This window comes from Paenibacillus nanchangensis (assembly GCF_046543445.1).
Taxonomy (GTDB): Bacteria; Bacillota; Bacilli; order Paenibacillales; family Paenibacillaceae; genus Paenibacillus_AQ; species Paenibacillus_AQ nanchangensis.
On the sequence record NZ_JBHOFD010000002.1, the window covers coordinates 168,891 to 187,935 of the forward strand.

The following is a 19,045-nucleotide window of genomic DNA, read 5'->3' on the forward strand; positions in this document are numbered from 1 at the left end:
TAAAAATTCCACAACGGGCGGTGGAAGGATGTCTACTTATGATGGAGAAAGCTCTTCCGGGTTAATGGAGCTCTATCGAACAGCTTCTGCCGGAATGGGCTTTCTTTGCTCTGAACTGAAATGGGCTGGCTGCAATCCGGCGGCGGAGGGTTTGTTGGAACAGACGGAGCGGCAGCTGCTTGGGCATGGTTTCGCCGAATCGCTGCATCCGGACAGCAGAGAGTTACTGGACCAATTGGTTCAAAAGATCCAGGACGTTCAAGGTCCTTGGGCGGAGGCGGAAGTGCTGCTTCTAGTCCGGGAGCAGGATGCGAAACCTGCTCGTGTGCGGCTGGCTGCCGACGGAACGGACGGGTATATCGTCCATTTAACGGCTGCCCCGGAGACGGCCGTGCTTTCCGGGCCGCGGCGTGATTCCCTAAGGGAACGGGCCGTTGCTTTGGCCTCTCTCGGCAGCTGGGAATGGAGCCGGGCTTCCGGAGAGGTCAGCTTTTCGGAGGAGATTTACGGCTTCTGCGGGCTTCGGGACGAGCCAGACCGGCGCGGTGTGGATGCCCTGCTTGAACTGGTCTACCCTGAAGACCGTGAGGAATTGTACAGACGGGCGGTGGATGCGCTTACATCAGGCGAATTCGTCTACGAGCTGCGGCTCCGCCGGGATGATAGGGTGGACCGCTGGGTGCATCTGGGCGGCAAGGTCGAGTATGAGAGTGATGGCAGGCCTTCCTGCATGTACGGTTATGCGCTGGACATCACCAGCCGTAAGCAGATCGAATTGGAGCTTCAGGAGACTGTACAGCGGTACAACTCGCTGAAGCGTTATAACCACGACGCCGTTTTTTCCCTGGACCTGGAAGGCAAAGTAATCAACGCCAACGATATGGCTACCCGGCTGACGGGCTACACGGTAGAGGAGATTGCCGGCAGAAGTTTTGAACCGATAGTCGGCAAAGCGAACCTGCGGGTGCTGCTGGACGATGTGAACAACAGCGAAGGAGAGAAGGAGCGGGCGGTAGACAAAATCCGCCACAAGGACGGGCATGACGTGGAAGTGCTCACGACGATCGCTCCAATTATCATTAATAAACGCAAGGTCGGCTTCTACATCCTGGCGAAGGATATAACGGAGCAGAAGCGGCTGCTGATTGAAAAAGAAATCGCGGAGAACACCATTAAAGCCAAAAGCGAGTTCCTTGCGATGATGAGTCACGAACTGCGGACGCCGATGAACGGAGTTATCGGGATGACCGATCTGCTGCTGGACATGACAGAACCGGGCTCGACCGAACGGGAGTATCTGGAGATCATCCGCAAAAGCGGGGATACGCTGCTGGCCATCATTAACGACGTGCTGGACTACTCGAAGATTGAAGCCGGCCGCGCCGCTCTGCACAACCAGCGTTTTGTGCTCCGCGATTGCATTGGGTCAGCGATGGACGTACTACAGTACAAAGCATCTTCCAAGGGGCTGTCCATTACGGTTAACATTGCGCCTGACGTGCCTGAAACCGTTGTCGGGGACAGCGACCGGTTGAAGCAGATTTTGCTTAATCTGGTCGGCAACTCTATCAAATTTACCTATACCGGCGGGGTTATGTTAAATATATCCGTAGAAGAAGCGCAGGCCGGTACATGCAGGCTTCGTTTTACGGTTGAAGACACCGGGATTGGTGTTCCCGCCGATCAGGCCCATCGCCTGTTTGAGCCTTTTTACCAGCTTGATCATTTCATGAGCCGCCGGCATGAGGGTACAGGGCTGGGCCTTGCGATTACAAAGCAGCTGGTGGAGCTTATGGGCGGAAGCATTGCCTATATTCCAGGCGCTGATCCGGGCGCGACCTTTACATTTACGGTTGTTTTTGGTCAAGAAGACGGAAGCGAAACCGTGCGGGATTCCGATTCGGAGGCTGGGCCGGGCCGGCACCATTCGCTGCGGATTTTGGTGGCGGAGGACAATGAAATTAACCAGCTGGTGCTGAAAAAAATGCTGGAGAAACACGGCCATGCCGTCAAGGTGGTAGGCGACGGCACCGAAGTGCTTGAGGCGGTGACGAACGAGCCGTTTGACGTCGTCTTTATGGATGTGCAGATGCCGCGGATGAACGGGTTCGAAGCAACCCGGGCGATGAAAGAGGCTTTGCCGCCGGACAAGGTGCCGGTCATTATCGCGGTTACCGCAAACGCGCTCAAAGGCGACCGGGAGAACTGCCTTGCCGCTGGCATGGACGATTATATCAGCAAGCCGGTGAAAGTCGATGCGCTGAACCAGGCGCTCGGACAATTTTTTCAGGTGAAGTAGAGGGAACATGAGCGTCCTGCCGCAGTATGCGGCGGGGCGTTTTTTGCTGTATCCGGGATAGGAACCGGAAGCGGGTACATAGAAAGGCAGCGGCAGGGCAACGCTATACGGGTCATCATCAAGAGAAGGAGAGTTGGCATGAACCAGTCTCATAAGAACGGACCCAAAAGCGCAGGAACGCTGAAATGGTGGCAGCTGTCGCTGCTGGGTGTGGCCGGGACGATCGGCACTGGTTATTTTCTTGGCTCCAGTCTGGCCATTATGACCGGAGGACCGGCAGTGCTGTTTGCCTATATTTTAGCCGCGGCTGGCACATATGTGGTCTTTGACGCGCTTGCCCGCATGACTGCCGATCATCCGGAGCAGGGCTCGTTCCGTTCCTATGCCAAAAAAGCATTCGGACGCTGGGCCGGCTTCGGCAGCGGCTGGTTGTACTGGTGCTCGGAGCTGCTGATTATGGGCAGCCAGCTGACTGCATTGTCCATCTTTTCGCGTTTCTGGTTCCCGAACGTGCCGATGTGGGTATTTGCGGCCGGATTTGGTTTGCTTGGCCTCTTCATCGTGCTGATCGGAAACAAAGGGTTTGACCGGACGGAGCATCTGCTGGCGGTAATCAAGCTGGCGGCGCTGGTGATGTTTCTCATCCTTGCCGTGGGACTGCTTGCGGGATGGATCGGCGGCGGAATCTACCCGCCCAAGCTGCCGCTGACGGGAGAAGCGATTTTCACCAAAGGTGCGCTTGGTTTATGGTCGGCGCTGATTTTTGCCAATTATGCTTACGGCGGTATTGAAGTGCTGGGAATTATGGCGTACCGTCTGCAAAAACCGGAGGAAGCTCCGATGGCGGGGAAAATCATGCTGACTTTGTTAGGCGTCATTTACGCCGTGTCAATTGGTCTGGCGGTAACGATGGTGCCCGCGGCCGACTTCAACCCGAAGGAAAGCCCGTTTGTGCTGGCATTGCGCAGCGACCATCTGGGTTTTGTGCCCCATGTATTTAACGGCGTCCTGATCGTTGCCGGTTTCTCAACCATGTCCGCATCGCTGTATGCCGTGACAAGCATGCTGACGACGCTGGCGAACGACGGGGATGCGCCGCGTTTTTTCGGGCGGAAGCTGAAGGGAAAATATCCGCTGCCGGCGATGAGTCTGATCTCTGCCGGATTAATTGGGGCGATTGTCATGGCGCTTGTGATGCCGGGCAAAATGTATGAATACGTGACGACGGCCGCGGGCTTAATGCTTATGTATAACTGGTCGTTCATTTTGCTGTCCTCGGGCCGCCTTCTGAAGCCCTCGGCGATGGGCGCTTTCAAACGGTATGCCGGCTTGGTTTTTATCTTCCTGTCCGTCTCGGGTACGCTGTTTAATAAGCTCAGCCGGCCGGGATTTATGATCAGCCTGGCCATACTGGCCGTAATTGCAGTATGCGCGGGGATTGTCCAGGCGGTCCGCAAACGGCGCGGGGAAGAGGATACCGCACCCGAGCCGGAGCTCGCCTTGGCGGGTCTTCGGGGCGGCCTGATCTTCCGCCTGAAGGCGCTGCGCCGGCCGCGCAGCCGGACTTAAGAGTATTTTCAAACTGAACGGTGATGTCTCGATAGACGTGTGCTGCCTGCCGCTATACTAAAAACGCTGTGCCAGCAGCTTGAACGCCTCCCAGCCGAAATACAAGCTGAAGCCGATCAGCGATAGACCGGAAACAACGGAGATGCCTTTCAAAACGCCGGGGGTCATCACGCGGCGGAAAAAGCTGGCCGCCGCTGCCATCGTCACGTCCCACAGCAGAATGCCCAGCACAATCGCGCCGCTGTTGATGAGCAGCTCGGTCATGGTGGAGGTGCTGGCCGCCTGGGCCAATACGGAGCCGTATATGCCCAGCCAAAACAGAATCGACAGGGGATTGGACAGCGACAAAACAAACCCGTAGAGCATGGAGCGCAGCAGCGAGGCCTCGCTTCCCCGCATCGGACCCGACAGAGGTTTACCCGCGTCCTTAATGCTTTCGATCCCGGTATACATCAGCACGAAGAAGCCAAACAGCCACAGCAGAGTCTGGACAAACGGCGTATCCAGCAGGTGGATGACCCCGAGATAGACAAGCAGCATATACAGAATATCCGCGGTGATGGCTCCCAAACCGACGAACCAGGCGTGCCAGAAGCCGCCGCGGATCCCCTTATCCAGCTGTGCGGTGTTGATGGGGCCGATTGGGGCGGATAAAGACAAACCAAGGACGATATAACCGATAAACGTGTTCAAACCAAGTTCCCCCTATACGTCAGGTAATGGCTGTTTGTCCTATCCTATTCGGCGAAGGCGGGTTGTACGACAGGTTTTGTCCACAAAATCGTTTTGCTTTATTGCTTTAACGCAGTACCTTGCAGATTTGCGTTTTTTTGATTAAGATAGCAGAAATGCCCGGCATGACTTCCCGGGCGGCATTACCGAAACGGACAATGACGAAGAGAGTAGGCGCACGATGCGAGTCGTGCCAGGGAGAGCGTGCCGGAGACTGGGAGCATGCTCGGATAAGCCGGCGCCGAAATTCACTTCCGAGTCGGCTCCTGAAGTGCCCGCTTGCAGAGCGGACATGCGTAGGGAGACCCGCGCCCCGCGTTACAGGGATACAAGTGAGAACAGACCGGCATGCGGCTGCAGCCGAAGAGAACGCGTAAACGCGGGAGCTTCGTCCAACCGTCCACCGGATACGTTCTAATTAGGGTGGTACCACGGCTTCTTCGTCCCTTGCGGCGAAGGGCCTTTTTTGCGTATTTTCGCAGGGATCTACAAGACAGGGAGTCAACACATTTAAAGGAGCGGGATAACGATGAGCAATAAAGAATTGGACCAACTGAGAGAACGCCTTGACGAAATCAACGGGCAGCTGCTGCAGCTGATCTCCGAGCGCGCTGAAATCGTACAGCAGATCGGCGACGTAAAAGAGAAGCAGGGTGTGCCGAAATTCGATCCGGAACGCGAAAAACAAATGATGGAAAAGTTGGTGGCAGCCAACCCGGGTCCGTTCACTGCGGAGACGATCCGTGCTTTGTTCAAGCAAATTTTCCAGGCGTCCTTGAATCTTCAAACCGAAAAGCACAAAAAGAACCTGCTGGTCAGCCGCAAGAGCCGCAAAGAAGATACGGTCATCGAGCTACCGGGCAATGTGCTGATCGGCGGCGGCGCTTCGCTGATGGTTGCCGGACCGTGCTCCGTAGAGAGCGAGGAGCAAACCCGGACAGTAGCTGCGGCGCTTAAACAAGCTGGCGTGCGCGTCATGCGCGGCGGAGCGTTTAAGCCTCGTACCTCGCCATACGACTTCCAGGGGCTTGGCATGGACGGCCTGCGCATTTTGCGTGAAGCCGCCGACGAATACGGCCTGCTCACAATTAGCGAAATTGTCGATCCGGCGCATATCGAGCCTTCGCTGGATTATGTCGATATCATCCAGATCGGCGCCCGCAACATGCAGAATTTCGAGCTGCTCAAAGCAGCCGGTGAAGTGAACAAGCCGGTGCTGTTGAAGCGCGGACTTGCCGCAACAATGGAGGAATTCCTGCATGCGGCCGAATACATCATGTCCCGCGGCAATACGCAGGTCATGCTGATCGAACGCGGTATCCGTACCTATGAGAAATGGACGCGCAACACGCTGGACATTTCCGCTGTGCCGATCCTGAAGCAGGAAAGCCATCTGCCGGTGCTGGTCGATGTTACCCATTCCACCGGACGCAAAGACATTCTTGTGCCTTGCGCCAAAGCAGCGCTTGCCGCCGGCGCGGACGGGATTATGGTTGAGGTTCACCCTGATCCGGCGACTGCTTTGTCGGATGCGGCCCAACAGCTCAACATTGACGAATTCAACCGCTTCTTCGATGATGTCAAGGCATCCGGCCTGTACCGCTAAGCGGACTTGAGAAGAACTGCGAAAAAACGTAAAAATTGAAGCATAACCAAGCTGCGGCATGTAAAAGAACGCTTACATGCCGCTTTTTCTTTTTGTGGATTAGGAAGAGGTCCGGTACAATACAAAACATTGGCGTTGCACCGGACCCGTGCCTCTGACGAAGCGGAGGCTTACTAATCATACCGCAGGAGGGAAACTCTCAACTTTATGAACACCAAACTAAATAGCAACGGATGGTTCACCAATGTCCGCAGCGACGTGTTGTCGGGAATGACGGTGGCCATCGCTCTGATTCCGGAAGCGATCGCTTTTTCGCTGCTGGCGGGGGTGAGCCCGATGGTGGGACTCTACGCGTCGTTCTGCATCGCGGTGATTACCGCATTCGCCGGAGGCCGGCCGGGAATGATTTCCGCGGCGACCGGAGCGATGGCGCTGCTGGTCGGCTCGCTTGTGCTTCAGCACGGCATTGAGTATTTATTTGCCGCGACCGTCCTGGCCGGTCTGTTTCAGATCCTGATGGGGTATTTGAAGCTCGGCAGGTTTATCACCTTTCTCCCGCAGCCGGTAATGACCGGCTTCGTTAATGCGCTGGCGATTCTTATCTTCATGTCGCAGCTAACGCATTTTAAGGGACAAGGGTGGATCATGTATGGACTGGTGGCGCTGACGCTGCTGATTATCTATACCGTTCCCCGTCTGACCAAAGCAGTGCCGTCCGCGCTCGTAGCCATTATCGTTGTATCCGTTCTTAGCATCGTGCTGAAGCTGGACGTGTATACGGTCGGCGACATGGGTGAAATCACGGCCTCCCTGCCTGTGTTCCATCTTCCGTCCGTTCCGCTGTCGCTGGACACGCTGCTGATTATTTTGCCGTATTCGCTGTCGCTGGCGGTGGTTGGTCTGTTGGAATCGCTGATGACGGCTACATTGATTGATGATATTACCGATACGCCCAGCGACAAAAACCGGGAAGCCAAAGGCCAGGGTCTTGCCAACGTGGTTACGGGCTTTTTCGGCGGCATGGCCGGCTGCGCCATGATCGGACAATCGATGGTTAATATGAAATCGGGCGGCCGGACCCGTCTGTCCACCTTTGTATCGGGGATTTTTTTGCTGTTCCTGATTCTGATTCTTGGCGATGTCGTGAAGCAAATTCCGATGGGCGCGCTAGTCGGAGTGATGATTATGGTGTCCGTTAGCACGTTTGAATGGAGTTCGCTGAAATCGTTGACCCGTGTTCCTGTGGCGGATGCGCTCGTTATGGTCGTCACCGTCGTGACGGTTGTAGCCACGGACAACCTGTCGATTGGCGTTCTGTTCGGCGTATTGCTCAGTGCGCTGACCTTTGCCTGGAAGATGGCCACGATCCGCGTGACGGCCAGCGAGGAGAAGGGGACCAAAACCTATATCGTCCGCGGACAGATGTTTTTCGGTACGATGAGCCATTTTGTCGACAGCTTCGACTATGCGTCTGATCCCAAGCAGGTCATTATTGACTTCAGCCACTCGCATGTATGGGACCAGTCGGCTGTGGGCGGTATTGCTAAAGCCATGGACAAATACACCCAGCAGGGCAAGGCTGTTACGCTCACGGGATTAAATGAGGAGAGCCGGCAGCTGGTCAACAAGGTTGGCCTGTCCTTCAGCGGGTCGCATTAAGTTACTAGAGCTCATCATTTGAATCATTTAAGTAATGCTGCAGAAGCCGTTCCCGCCGGGGACGGCTTTTTGGCGTACGGGAAAAGCGACAAAAAGGTAACCGTATCCTATCAATCCGGTAACGTAATTGCGCCTGCCATTAGGTATAATGCTGGGGAATGTACAGGTACAGCAATTCATGAGAGCGAGGATATCATCAATGAAAAATAGTTCCCGGCCGCCGTCCAGGCTGCTTGCGGGGATGCTGATAGCCGGAAGCATAGCGGCGGTGCTGGCTGCCTGCGGTTCGCCGTCCCCGAAGGCAGCGCCGCCCGATTTTGTAAACTCGGATTCGGCGCCCCCGGCATTTTCGCCGCTTCCTGCCGCATCGCCGGAGCACAAGGCGGTTCCCCCGGTTCAACTGGAATGGGAGCGGGTGGAACAGGCGCCCGAGGCGGTGCCGGACGCACCGCTTCCCCCGGACGCCGAGGTGGTCGGCACGCTTAACTTGCAGCAGTTTGGCGGGGTAAGCCTTGAACTCTACACGCGCAGCGGCGACATGGATTATGTCTATGCCCGCCTCCTGACCTCGTCAAAGAAGAGGATTCAAAGAATCCCTTTACAATCGCGGCACCTTTTTCTCATAAGACCGTATATACCGTAAAGCATTACGGCTATTATGGAGAAGGAGCAGATGAATTATGGAAGTAAATCCAAAGCTGAAATCATTTCGTCCCGGCAAAATCGCAGGCACGGCAGCCGCGCTGCTGGTGATCGCTGTGCTTGGGGTCAATTCGTTTACGTCCGTGGAATACGGTCATGTCGGATTATACAAAACATTTGGCAAGCTGAATGACAATGTGCTGTCCCCCGGCATTCATTTTAAAATTCCGTTTGTGCAGACGGTGATTCAAGTGAACACGCAGGTGACAAAAGCGGAGACCGATACTTCCGCCTCGTCCAAAGATCTGCAGCCGGTATCGACCCATGTGGCGGTCAACTATTCGGTTAACAAAGAATCCGCGTATAACCTGATGAACAATATCGGCGGCCGGTTTGATGCCGTCATCATCAATCCCGCGATTCAGGAAATCGTGAAGGAAGTGACGGCCCGCTATCCGGCCGAAGATCTGATTACCAAACGCGATTTGGTATCGGGCGAAATCAGCGAACATTTGACGAGCCGGCTGGCAAAATACGATCTGATTGTCAATGATATTAACATCGTGAACTTCCAGTTCTCCGAGGCATTTAACCAATCGATTGAAGCAAAGCAGGTTGCCCAGCAGCAGGCGCTTAAAGCCGAAAACGATCTGAAACGGATTGAAATCGAGGCGAAGCAAAAGGTTGCTCAGGCTCAGGCGGAAGCCCAATCGCTGAAGCTGAAAAAACAGGAAGTGACGCCCGAGCTGGTGCAGCTGAAGCAGATCGAAGTGCAGGAGAAGGCGCTGGAGAAGTGGGACGGCAAGCTGCCGAGCGTTACCGGCGGAGCGACACCGTTCATTGACCTCGACTCGCTGGCAGCCAAGTAATTCCCACAATGGGGCGTACCGGAAGTGATTTAAGTAAAAAAGACAGCTCCCAAGATACACGATTTGCCACTAAAAAAAGCCGTACCGAAGACGAGGAGCATATCATTCCTCGTGCGGTCCGGCTTTTTTTTGGCGGGCCATCGTATTGGAATTTACAAAGGATGAGGATTCAGTAGAGCGGCTCAAGCCGCATAAATGACGATCAATCCGATGAGGGCTTACGCGGCGCACCCATGGCTCTTTTGTACAAATAATCGTACAAATTTCCCCAAATGTCACACAATACGACTTATGGGCAGCCCCTTATGCAAGATTTTCCGGCCGGTTCCTGCTTACGCGCTACACTTCGATAATTTCGTAATTTTCTAGTTTGGCGGTCCGGGCGACACGTCCCAGCTGCATTTTGAGGACCGGGTTACGGGCGATGGCGAATATGATTTGATGAAAACCGGCATCCTTGTATAGACCGTAACACTGCTCCAGCACCGGCACGACGCACGGGGCGTTGACGTTCATGGAAGTGCAGTCAAGATAAACCGCGTATTCGGCGGGATTAATTCCCGCAATGTGTTCATTGGAAGCCTCGATGAAGCGGGCGGCGTCTTCCTGAGAAAAGGACCCTTCTACAGTTACCTTGAGTTCACGTTCGGAAGTGATTGGCTCAAACACGAATCTGCCCATGTCGAATCTCCTTTCATAACGGACTTTGATTCAGAGACGAGTGTTATGAAGCATAAGTACCATTATAAACCATGGCTTTTGGCGCATAAAGTATATAATGGAAATACTTATGGGTAGAGGCGCCGTATTCCGGTCCGGCTTTGCAAAGTTTAAACCAATTGGTATGATTACATAAGACCGAATCTACAACAACCCATTTTCCGGAGGAATAGATATGAGCGAAATTTCCATTACCCGTATGATCGATCACACCTTGCTGAAAGCGGATGCGCGCCGGGAAGACATTATCCGGCTGGCCGAGGAAGCGAAAGAATACAAATTTGCTTCGGTTTGCGTAAATCCCGCGTGGGTTTCGACTGCATATGAAGTGCTGAAAGCTACGCCTGAGGTAAAAGTATGTACAGTTATCGGCTTCCCGCTTGGAGCATCGACACCGGAGACCAAAGCGTTCGAAACCTCAAATGCCATTGCAAACGGCGCCGAAGAAGTGGACATGGTCATCAACATCGGCGCGCTGAAGGACGGGAATGATGAGCTGGTGAGACGCGATATTGCCGCCGTGGTGGAAGCTGCGCGCGGTAAAGCGCTGACCAAGGTAATTATCGAAACCTGCCTGCTGACGGATGAAGAGAAGACCCGCGCCTGCAAGCTGTCCGTGGAAGCCGGAGCAGACTTTGTGAAGACATCCACCGGGTTTTCTACCGGCGGGGCGACCAAAGAAGACATCGCGCTGATGCGCCAAGCGGTTGGTCCGGACGTAGGCGTCAAGGCATCCGGCGGCGTGCGGAGTGCAGCAGACGCACAGACGATGATCGGCGCCGGTGCAACCCGGATCGGAACCAGCGGCGGGGTAGCCATCGCCAAAGGCGAGCAGAGCAGCAGCGGCTACTAAGTGAATGCAGTCCGGCAGCTCAAAAACCGGCTGCGCTTTCCTTGTATAAAGGACGGCGCAGCCGGTTTTTTTCAAATGCAGAGTTTAATACTAGCGATTGTTTCATTAAGACAGTCCGGACTAGACCAGGCCTCTGTCCATGGCTTTGACGATCAGTGTGGCGAACAGGCTGTTGGACCAGGCGAACCACTCGCGCGAAAAATCGGCAGGGTTGTCAGGGTGGAAACCTTCATGCATATAGCCGGTATCGGCATCGGTCCGGATCAGCATATCGATCAGTTCCTTGATCTCCTCATCATTGTCTGCGGTCAGCGCCTGCATGGACAACGCCATATGCCACACGTAACCGCCCGGCGTATGCGGACTGCCGATGCCTTTGGCATGTTTGCCTTCAAAATAAAACGGATTGTCAAAGCTAAGGGCAAACCGGCGGGTGTTCTGGTAAATTTCATCCTCTACACCCACGTAACCAATATAAGGAATGGACATCAGCCCGGGTGTGCCGGCATCGTCCATCAGCGAATAGTTGCCGTAGCCGTCCGTTTCGTAGGCGTAGATTTTGCCGTATTTCGGATGGTTTACAATGCCGTAAGTCCGGATGCCGAAGTCGATTTCCTTGCGCAGCTTTGCGGCCCGGGCGGCCAGTCTTTCATCCTTGTACACCTCGGTTGCGATCTCCCGGATATACCCGAGAATCACCACGGCAAACATGTTGGAGGGAATATTGTAGCCGAACTCGCAGCTGTCATCGCTCGGACGGAAGCCGGACCAGCTCATACCGGTATAATTAACGGGCATGCCTCGTCCGTTGTTGTACAAGGTCTCTGTATCCTGAAGCGTCTGCCGGATGAAGTGGTACGGAGATTTTTCCCCGTGATGCTGCTCCGTTTCGATAACATTCACAATCGAGGTCAACGCCTGATAGCAGGCGGGATCGAAGATATCGGACTGCTCCGCTTCCTTCCAGTACATATAAGCCAGCTGCACGACGAAGCAGAGGGAATCCAGCTCGTATTTGCGCTCCCACATCCACGGATTCAGATTGCAGTCGTCGGTATCCCGGTAATGCTTGTCGCTTGCCGTTTCGTTAAAGGCATTGGTGTACGGGTCGATATTGACGTAGAACATCTGCCGGGCAATCAGGCCGCGGAGAATCCGCTGCAGCTCAGGGTCATTTTTGGCAAAAGGAATGTAATGGCGTACCTGTTCCGTGGAATCACGCAGCCACATGGCCGGGATATCCCCTGTAAACACAAAGGTTGTTCCGTCATCAAGCAGTTTTGTTGTGGTCTCCAGGGTATTCGGAAAACAGTTGCGGAACATTTTTTGCAGTTTCGGATGGTGGGCTAGGCGTTTGTCGGCCTCGTTCAGATATTCGGTAATGGAAGCTGGCAAATTCATCGTTTGTCTCCTCCTGGCATGTTGAGATTAAGACTGCACCGGCTGTAGCGCATAGGTAACAATTTGGGCTTTGCTGACAGAGCTGCGGAGGATACCTTCGTCTAAGGCTTCTTGGTGCTTCCGCCGCTCCAGAATATCGCTGGCATATACAGTCTTTACGGGAAAATGGACCTTAAGCGCAAAATCCTGCGCCTGATGCGCCAGATTGTACCACCGCAGGACAACGTCCTCATGGTTTTCCGACATTTTGAAGGCGGAGAGCGCAAGGGTGCGGCCCTGCCACTCCAGCGGCTGATAGATGGCAGGCAGGGAGCCCTGCTGCCGGCCGGTCTGGACGGTAAACCACGGGACCTGATATTGATAGGCCCAGGACCAGGCTTCCGGCTCCGCGGCGTCTCCGGCATAAGGCCGGACCGCAAATTCCACGGTATGTTCGCCCAGACACTGGGCCTCCGGAGTAGGGAACACGCCCCAATCTCCCATCTCTGACACGCAGCGCAGCAGAGTTACCGCAATGGTGTTTTTTCCGTCGCGTAGAACTTCGTATTCATTTAGCCCTTTATTTGCAACCAGAAGTCCTGCGCTGCCGTCCGACACGCTGACAAAAGCCTGCTGATGCTGCGCGTTGCTTGGATTAATCCAGTCAGGGGCCGGTTCAATGTCGCGCTGGGCTGCCTCAAAGATGGAATCAGCCCGCAGGGTAGAGGCGGTCAGGCCGGTTGGAAAAAGCACGCGCAGCCTGTGGTCCTTCGCCTGATTATTCAATCTGGCAGAGACTTGAACGCCGGTTCCCGAAGCCTCCAGGCTGATCCGGGTCACGATCCGCAGCGGCACTTGTTCAGCGGCACGTCCTGCTTTGCGCTGCCGGAAAGGAACCATACGGCGTTTCTCTTCTTCGAATGAAGCATCGGCTGAAGCCGGTATTTGCCATTCATGGACGATTTCGTAGGTAATGCGGTAGGGCTCATGCTCGGCCAGCGAAATGCGGGCCGTCAGACCACGGGTAGTTAGGGGAGTATCGCCCTCCGGCTGCCGGAAAACATACTCATTCCCGATATCCCCGCAGTTCTCATAGACGCCAAGTCCTTCAAAGACTTTACCGGTCCGCTTGTCTGTCACCTCATAAGAGCCGTCCTCCCGGATCTGGACAGCAAGGAAGTTGTTAGCCATTCCCCGCTCCGTGAGCTTCAGCGGACTGACAGCCGCTTCGGTGCGGGTGTCCGGCGACGGTACCCAAGCGTAGGTTTTGTAGCCAAGCGGCGGTACCTGTGCGGCCTCAAAGGTCAAGCGAAGCTTGCGGGCCATATACGGCTTGCGGAACTGGTCGTCCGGCAGCTCATAACCAAAGCTGGTGCCCAGATCCTCCGCCAGGCAGGAGAGGGTCCGTCCTTCACTATCCAACAGCCGGCCGCTCGACAGATCAAGCGGGAGCTGATCCAGCGCCTCGGCAATGGCCGCCGGATTTGGCCCTTCTTTGAAATAGCGTTTGGCGGCAATGACCTCCACGCTTACCGTACCGCTGCGCTCCCAGCCTGTTGTGTTAAAGACGGCTGCCGGAAAGGCGGATTCGCCCCAGGAAGCCACATCCAAAGTACCGATCTGTCCGATAATAGCCTTCAAGCTCTCTTCAATGATGGCTTCCCCTACATGCCTGCTTTTTTCGAAGCGAGCAATCATTTCCTGATGGACTTCATCCACGCTGCAGCCGCAGATGCTGTCATGCGGATGATTTTGCATCAGGGTCTTCCATGCGTAGGTTAGCAGGGCATAAGGATAAGCTTGTCCGCTGACCAGATAAGCCAGCGTGGCAAGCGGCTCGGCGCCTTTCTCCAGCAGGGTCTGGCCGCGCTGGTTCATCTGTTTCAGGTAGACACGGGCGGAAGCGGTGTTCACCAGTGTCCCCCAGCCGTCAGTGTGCTGGCTGCGCAGCTCGCCGTTTACGGTCACGAGATTTTCAGGCAGCGAAGCTTTAAGCGCCTGCAGATACTCTTCAAAACTGGAGTGGACAAAATCCACATCCGGGTATAGCTCCTTAGCAGTCTCCAGGGCATCGGCGAGATTTCGCTGCACAGGTTGATGGTCACAGCCATTCATGAACAACAGCTCAGGGGTAGAGGCGTATTTGCCGGCATCGGCCAGCTTTTTGTCCCAGAAGGCCGCAGCTTCCTGCGCTCCCACAGGCACCTCGTTACCGTTGCTGTACCAGTTCGCAAACAGCAGGCCAAGCACGCGGGAGCCGTCGGGAGATTCCCAGAACATTTCGGAATAAGGCGATTCGTAGCTGGTACTGTTCAGCTCACCGACCATATTGTCAAAGCCTGTCGGCTTCACGCCGCGGCCGAAGACGGCTGTCTCAATATCCGCCTGCCGGAGCAGCTGCGGCGCTTGTCCCATGTTGCCAAAGGAATCCGGAAAATACCCCAGCTTCGAGATGACGCCATACTTGGCCGCATCCTGATGACCGATCAGCAGATTGCGGACATTGGCTTCCGAGCTGGTCAGGAATTCATCCTGCAGCACATACCAGGGGCCGATGACAATCCGTCCCTCGCGGATGAACTGCTCCAGGAGTGCTCTTTTTTCAGGGTGAATCTGAAGAAAGTCCTCAATGATAATGGTTTGTCCGTCCAAATGGAAAGAACGGTAGCGGCCCTCCTTCTCCAGGGTCTCCAGAAGTTCATTCATCAGCTTGGCCAGCAGAACATGGTGACGTTCATAAGGCATGTACCATTCCCGGTCCCAATGCGTGTGGGAGATCAGATGGGCGGTTGTACGGGTCATGACAGAAACCTCCTATATCGTCCTGTATCGTCAGTCCATTTATGAGTCAGGCATTCGTAGCAAATGTTTGCATACCCGCCCTGCGATCACAATATGTAACTTTTGCAGCCTAGGGAAAGGTTCATAATTCACACATTTACGCCGGTTGGCCGCAGAAAGGCAGCAGTGGCGGGGCAGGCCGGAAAGTGCCGGAGCGGCGCGGTTTTACACTCCCTTAAGGTGACAATGCAGAACCTACATATTTACGATGTCAGCTAAGTTTCACTACACTTTGTGTTGTAAGCGTTAGCAGGAATTGCATTGTGAAGAATGCGAAGCAGCTACACGACTTAATGTTATGGAAACTAACATAGTGAGGAGTGGGAGAATGAAGGGGAGTAACGCTTCGGGTTCCGGAAGTCCTTCATTGAAGAATAATTCCCTGGGCAAAAGGATCTGGAAAAACTGGGAGCTGTATCTGTTTATGCTTCCGGCATTATTGTATTTCTTCATTTTTCATTACGGTCCGATGTACGGTATCCAGATTGCTTTTAAGAACTTCGTGCCTTCCAAAGGAATCACGGGGAGTGAATGGGTCGGTTTTGACCATTTCGAAAGGTTCTTCAATTCCTACTTTTTCTGGGACCTGCTCTGGAATACGTTCAGCATCAGCTTCTATGAACTGGCGCTTGGATTCCCGCTGCCGATTATTCTGGCATTGGCCTTCAATGAGGTCCGCAACGGCCCGTTCAAAAAGACAGTCCAGACCGTCACCTATGCGCCGCATTTCATTTCTGTAGTGGTCATGGCGGGGATGATTATTACCTTTTTATCCCCTTCTAGCGGAATGATTGTGCGGGTCATTGAGTTCCTCGGGTTCCAGGCGCCACAGTTTCTGACCGATCCAGCCTGGTTCAAGACGGTGTATGTCCTCTCGGGCGTCTGGCAGAGCACCGGGTGGGGAACGATTATTTATCTCGCGGCCTTGTCGGGTGTAGATCCCCAGCTGCATGAAGCAGCCATAGTGGATGGGGCCAGCCGGATCAAACGGGTGCTGCACATCAACCTGCCGACCATTATCCCTACAATTACAATCATGCTGATATTGAATATGGGGAATATTCTTGGGCTTGGCTTCGAAAAAATCCTGCTGCTGCAGAACTCGCTTAATATGGAAGCTTCAGATGTTATATCCACCTATGTATACCGCGCCGGCCTGGTGAACGCCCAATACAGCTTCTCGACGGCTGTCGGATTGTTCAACTCGGTGGTCAACGTCATTCTGCTGGTTACCGTTAACCGGATTGCCAAACGCACCAGTGAAAACAGCCTCTGGTAGAAAGGAGTGAAGTTTTTGGTTACTGCCATGAAAGAATCCAAGGGAGACAAGCTGTTTTTGATCAGCACCTACATTTATCTGTGTCTTGCGCTGGTGGTTGTCCTTTATCCGCTGGTTTATATTCTCAGCGCTTCGATCAGTTCGCCGCAGGACGTCAATTCGGGGGCCATGTGGCTGTTTCCGAAAAACGTGACACTGGACGGTTACAAGCTTATTTTTGAGAACCCCAAAATATGGAGCGGGTATTTGAACACCATTATCTATACAGTGTTAGGTACGCTGCTTAATCTTGCCGTTACTCTGCCAGCTTCCTATGCGCTGAGCAGGGCTGACTTTGTGGGACGGCAGCTGTTTATGGGCATCATTTTGTTTACGATGTTTTTCAGCGGCGGACTGGTGCCAACCTACCTGCTGGTCAAAAACCTGGGCCTTATCAACAGCATGGGCGCTTTGATCCTGCCGGTGGCCGCTTCCGTTTGGAACATTGTCGTGGCCCGCACGTTTTTTCAGACGACAATCCCCAAGGAGCTGCAGGAGGCGGCGCATATCGACGGCTGTACGAACCTGAAGCTGTTCATCCGTATCGTTCTGCCGCTCTCCGCACCAATTATAGCGGTTATGGCCTTGTTCTATGGTGTAGGGCACTGGAACAGCTATTTTCCGTCTCTGATCTATCTGAATGATGAAGCCAAGTATCCGCTGCAGATGGTTCTGCGCCAGATTCTTGTCCTTCAGGAAATGTCGGCTGAAACCACGGGCGCCGCAATTAACGGCGAGGTGGCCATGGCTATGAACTCGAAGGCAGAAACGGCATCGCTGATCAAATATGGAGTTATCGTCGTCTCCACCCTGCCCATTGTGGCTGTCTATCCGTTCCTGCAGCGTTATTTTGTCCAAGGGGTCATGATTGGCTCTGTCAAAGGGTAAGCGTTTAAAATGTAATGATAACAAGGGAGGAATTACTTATGCAGTCCACACGTAAACCATGGAAGCTTCTGGTGTCTTCGGCCTTGATCCTGGCACTGCTGGCCGGCTGCGGCAGCGGCAACTCAAATGAAGGAGCGGCGAACAAGAATGCCGCAAAGACGGATGCCGCTGTGAACAAAGAAGGATTCCCGATCGTTAATGAGCCCATTAAGCTGACGATGATGGCGCCGGATGTAGGGATTCAGAACTGGGAGAACATGCCTGTGCTGCAGCAGATGCAGGAGATGACCGGCATTACGCTGGAGTACCAGAATGCGCCGAAAGACAGCTTTGACACCAAAAAGAACCTGGTGTTTGCGAGCGGGAATTATCCGGATATCTTTTATGCTGCCGGTCTGACGACTGCGGAGCAGATGAATCATGGAGAGCAGGGGATCCTGATCCCCCTGGAGGACCTGATTGATGAATACGCCCCGAATTTTAAGGCGCTGTTGGAGGAGAATCCGGATGTCCGCAAGTCGATCACGGCGCCGGACGGGCATATCTACACCTTGCCGGTCGTTGAGCTTAGCCAGCATTGGTACCGCAACCCGATGTGGTATAACGGGGATTTCTTGAAAGCGCTAAAGATTGACAAGCTCCCTGAAACGACCGAAGAGCTGTACACCTTCCTGAAGCGTGTGAAGGAGGAAGATCCAAACGGCAACGGCATCGCGGACGAAATTCCGGTCTCCTCGGTAACGACCACCGCCGCCAACCTCCGCGATATCCGTACGTGGCTGCTGGGCGCCTTCGGCATCTATGAGGAAGAAATTTATGTCGATGACAACGACGTGGTGCATTATACGCCGCTTGAGGAAGGCTTTAAGGAGTATCTGACCTACATGAACCGTCTGTGGTCCGAAGAACTGCTGGACCATGAAAGCTTTTCGCAGACCGCAGAGCAGAAAAAGGCCAAAGCACAGGAAAACCGTGTTGCCCTGTTCTCCGACTGGCACGCTTATATGACTAAAGGCGGCGAACCTTCGACGGAAGATCCGATGTTTGCGCCGGTCCGCAGCGAATCGGTTGATGCCCCGGCCATTGCCAAAAACAGAGGGATCACGACCGGCGCGTTCGCCATCTCTGAAAGCAACCCGCATCCTGAAGCCTCTATGCGCTGGGTAGATTACCTGTATTCCTATGAAGGCGCGATGTTCTTCAATAAAGGGCCGGAAGGCATGCTCTGGGAATACACGGATAAAGAAAATAGAGTCAAGAAGTACCTGCCTGTACCGGACGGCAAGGAAATGGAAGACTACCGGGCGACCTTGACGCCTAACTACGGCATTCCGGCACCAACGCTGTCCATGGATGATATCAACAAAGGACTGAAGACAGATTTTGACCTGTGGGTAGAGCAGGAGACAAAGCAAAAGCTGCTTGATAAAGGCGCGCGGATTCCGTTCCCGGCCTTGTTCCTCACCGTGGAAGAGCAGACGGAAATCAACAGTCTGAATTCGGACCTGAGCACGTATGTGAAGCAGATGGAAGCGAAATTCATTACGGGCGCCGAGCCGCTGTCCGGCTGGGATAACTATGTTGCAACGATCAAAAAAATGGGCGGGGAACGTGTAGCTGAGATCTACCAGGCTGCCTATGACCGCTGGAAAACCAACTAATTCAAGTC

The 19,045-nt window shown here is 54.2% G+C and carries 14 protein-coding genes; 10 read left to right on the forward strand and 4 right to left on the reverse strand.

Features of this window, described 5'->3' with window-relative positions; translation table 11 throughout:
* The first annotated feature begins 28 nt into the window (after positions 1–28).
* Entirely contained in the window at positions 29–2,299 is a 2,271-nt protein-coding gene (locus tag ACE6ED_RS02130; RefSeq protein ID WP_410825299.1) for an ATP-binding protein, read from the forward strand.
* A gap of 138 nt (positions 2,300–2,437) precedes the next feature.
* On the forward strand, positions 2,438–3,868 hold the full coding sequence (locus ACE6ED_RS02135; protein ID WP_410825300.1) for an amino acid permease: 1,431 nt from the start codon (positions 2,438–2,440) through the stop codon (positions 3,866–3,868).
* A gap of 57 nt (positions 3,869–3,925) precedes the next feature.
* On the opposite strand, the gene ACE6ED_RS02140 is transcribed toward ACE6ED_RS02135, so the two are convergent.
* Positions 3,926–4,561, reverse strand: coding sequence for a LysE family translocator (locus ACE6ED_RS02140; protein ID WP_410825301.1), 636 nt, complete (start codon positions 4,559–4,561; stop codon positions 3,926–3,928).
* Positions 4,562–5,129: 568 nt separating this feature from the next.
* Between ACE6ED_RS02140 and ACE6ED_RS02145 the strand changes: the two genes are divergently transcribed.
* From ACE6ED_RS02145 to ACE6ED_RS02160, 4 genes are all read left to right on the forward strand, one after another.
* Complete coding sequence (locus ACE6ED_RS02145) at positions 5,130–6,206, forward strand: bifunctional 3-deoxy-7-phosphoheptulonate synthase/chorismate mutase (protein WP_410825302.1); 1,077 nt, start codon at positions 5,130–5,132, stop codon at positions 6,204–6,206.
* Between the two features lie 207 nt (positions 6,207–6,413).
* Positions 6,414–7,865, forward strand: coding sequence for a SulP family inorganic anion transporter (locus ACE6ED_RS02150; protein WP_410825303.1), 1,452 nt, complete (start codon positions 6,414–6,416; stop codon positions 7,863–7,865).
* A 199-nt stretch (positions 7,866–8,064) separates the two neighbouring features.
* Positions 8,065–8,508: a hypothetical protein gene (locus ACE6ED_RS02155; RefSeq protein WP_410825304.1), complete on the forward strand. Its 444-nt coding sequence runs from the start codon at positions 8,065–8,067 to the stop codon at positions 8,506–8,508.
* Between the two features lie 37 nt (positions 8,509–8,545).
* Positions 8,546–9,376 carry a prohibitin family protein gene (locus ACE6ED_RS02160; RefSeq protein WP_410825305.1) on the forward strand — a complete coding sequence of 277 codons (831 nt, stop codon included), beginning with the start codon at positions 8,546–8,548 and terminating at the stop codon, positions 9,374–9,376.
* A gap of 339 nt (positions 9,377–9,715) precedes the next feature.
* On the opposite strand, the gene ACE6ED_RS02165 is transcribed toward ACE6ED_RS02160, so the two are convergent.
* On the reverse strand, positions 9,716–10,057 hold the full coding sequence (locus ACE6ED_RS02165; RefSeq protein WP_410825306.1) for a hypothetical protein: 342 nt from the start codon (positions 10,055–10,057) through the stop codon (positions 9,716–9,718).
* 214 nt (positions 10,058–10,271) lie between these two features.
* Here ACE6ED_RS02165 and deoC point away from each other — a divergent pair, with 214 nt between their 5' ends.
* Positions 10,272–10,949, forward strand: coding sequence for a deoxyribose-phosphate aldolase (gene deoC / locus ACE6ED_RS02170; RefSeq protein ID WP_410825307.1), 678 nt, complete (start codon positions 10,272–10,274; stop codon positions 10,947–10,949).
* Positions 10,950–11,069: 120 nt separating this feature from the next.
* Here the strand turns inward: deoC and ACE6ED_RS02175 are convergent, their stop codons facing one another.
* Positions 11,070–12,350, reverse strand: a complete 1,281-nt coding sequence (locus ACE6ED_RS02175) for a glycoside hydrolase family 125 protein (protein WP_410825308.1) — start codon at positions 12,348–12,350, stop codon at positions 11,070–11,072.
* A gap of 27 nt (positions 12,351–12,377) precedes the next feature.
* The gene (locus tag ACE6ED_RS02180; RefSeq protein ID WP_410825309.1) at positions 12,378–15,131 is read right to left on the reverse strand and encodes an alpha-mannosidase; all 2,754 of its coding nucleotides are present in this window, start codon (positions 15,129–15,131) and stop codon (positions 12,378–12,380) included.
* Between the two features lie 367 nt (positions 15,132–15,498).
* On the opposite strand from ACE6ED_RS02180, the gene ACE6ED_RS02185 reads away from it, so the two are divergent.
* Genes ACE6ED_RS02185 through ACE6ED_RS02195 form a run of 3 tightly spaced genes read left to right on the forward strand, consistent with a single transcriptional unit; the run spans position 15,499 to position 19,037 of the window.
* Positions 15,499–16,449, forward strand: coding sequence for an ABC transporter permease (locus tag ACE6ED_RS02185; protein ID WP_410825310.1), 951 nt, complete (start codon positions 15,499–15,501; stop codon positions 16,447–16,449).
* 15 nt (positions 16,450–16,464) lie between these two features.
* Positions 16,465–17,376, forward strand: a complete 912-nt coding sequence (locus ACE6ED_RS02190) for a carbohydrate ABC transporter permease (protein WP_410825311.1) — start codon at positions 16,465–16,467, stop codon at positions 17,374–17,376.
* A gap of 38 nt (positions 17,377–17,414) precedes the next feature.
* A complete protein-coding gene (locus tag ACE6ED_RS02195) occupies positions 17,415–19,037 on the forward strand; it encodes an extracellular solute-binding protein (RefSeq protein ID WP_410825312.1) in 1,623 nt (540 codons plus the stop codon).
* Positions 19,038–19,045: the final 8 nt, after the last annotated feature.

Coding starts and splice junctions, on each gene's coding strand:
- ACE6ED_RS02160 (WP_410825305.1), top strand. CDS start 8,546: ATGGAAGTAAATCCAAAGCTGAAATCATTTCGTCCCGGCAAAATCGCA.
- deoC (WP_410825307.1), top strand. CDS start 10,272: ATGAGCGAAATTTCCATTACCCGTATGATCGATCACACCTTGCTGAAA.
- ACE6ED_RS02165 (WP_410825306.1), bottom strand. CDS start 10,057: ATGGGCAGATTCGTGTTTGAGCCAATCACTTCCGAACGTGAACTCAAG.
- ACE6ED_RS02155 (WP_410825304.1), top strand. CDS start 8,065: ATGAAAAATAGTTCCCGGCCGCCGTCCAGGCTGCTTGCGGGGATGCTG.
- ACE6ED_RS02150 (WP_410825303.1), top strand. CDS start 6,414: ATGAACACCAAACTAAATAGCAACGGATGGTTCACCAATGTCCGCAGC.
- ACE6ED_RS02175 (WP_410825308.1), bottom strand. CDS start 12,350: ATGAATTTGCCAGCTTCCATTACCGAATATCTGAACGAGGCCGACAAA.
- ACE6ED_RS02195 (WP_410825312.1), top strand. CDS start 17,415: ATGCAGTCCACACGTAAACCATGGAAGCTTCTGGTGTCTTCGGCCTTG.
- ACE6ED_RS02135 (WP_410825300.1), top strand. CDS start 2,438: ATGAACCAGTCTCATAAGAACGGACCCAAAAGCGCAGGAACGCTGAAA.
- ACE6ED_RS02180 (WP_410825309.1), bottom strand. CDS start 15,131: ATGACCCGTACAACCGCCCATCTGATCTCCCACACGCATTGGGACCGG.
- ACE6ED_RS02130 (WP_410825299.1), top strand. CDS start 29: ATGTCTACTTATGATGGAGAAAGCTCTTCCGGGTTAATGGAGCTCTAT.
- ACE6ED_RS02145 (WP_410825302.1), top strand. CDS start 5,130: ATGAGCAATAAAGAATTGGACCAACTGAGAGAACGCCTTGACGAAATC.
- ACE6ED_RS02185 (WP_410825310.1), top strand. CDS start 15,499: ATGAAGGGGAGTAACGCTTCGGGTTCCGGAAGTCCTTCATTGAAGAAT.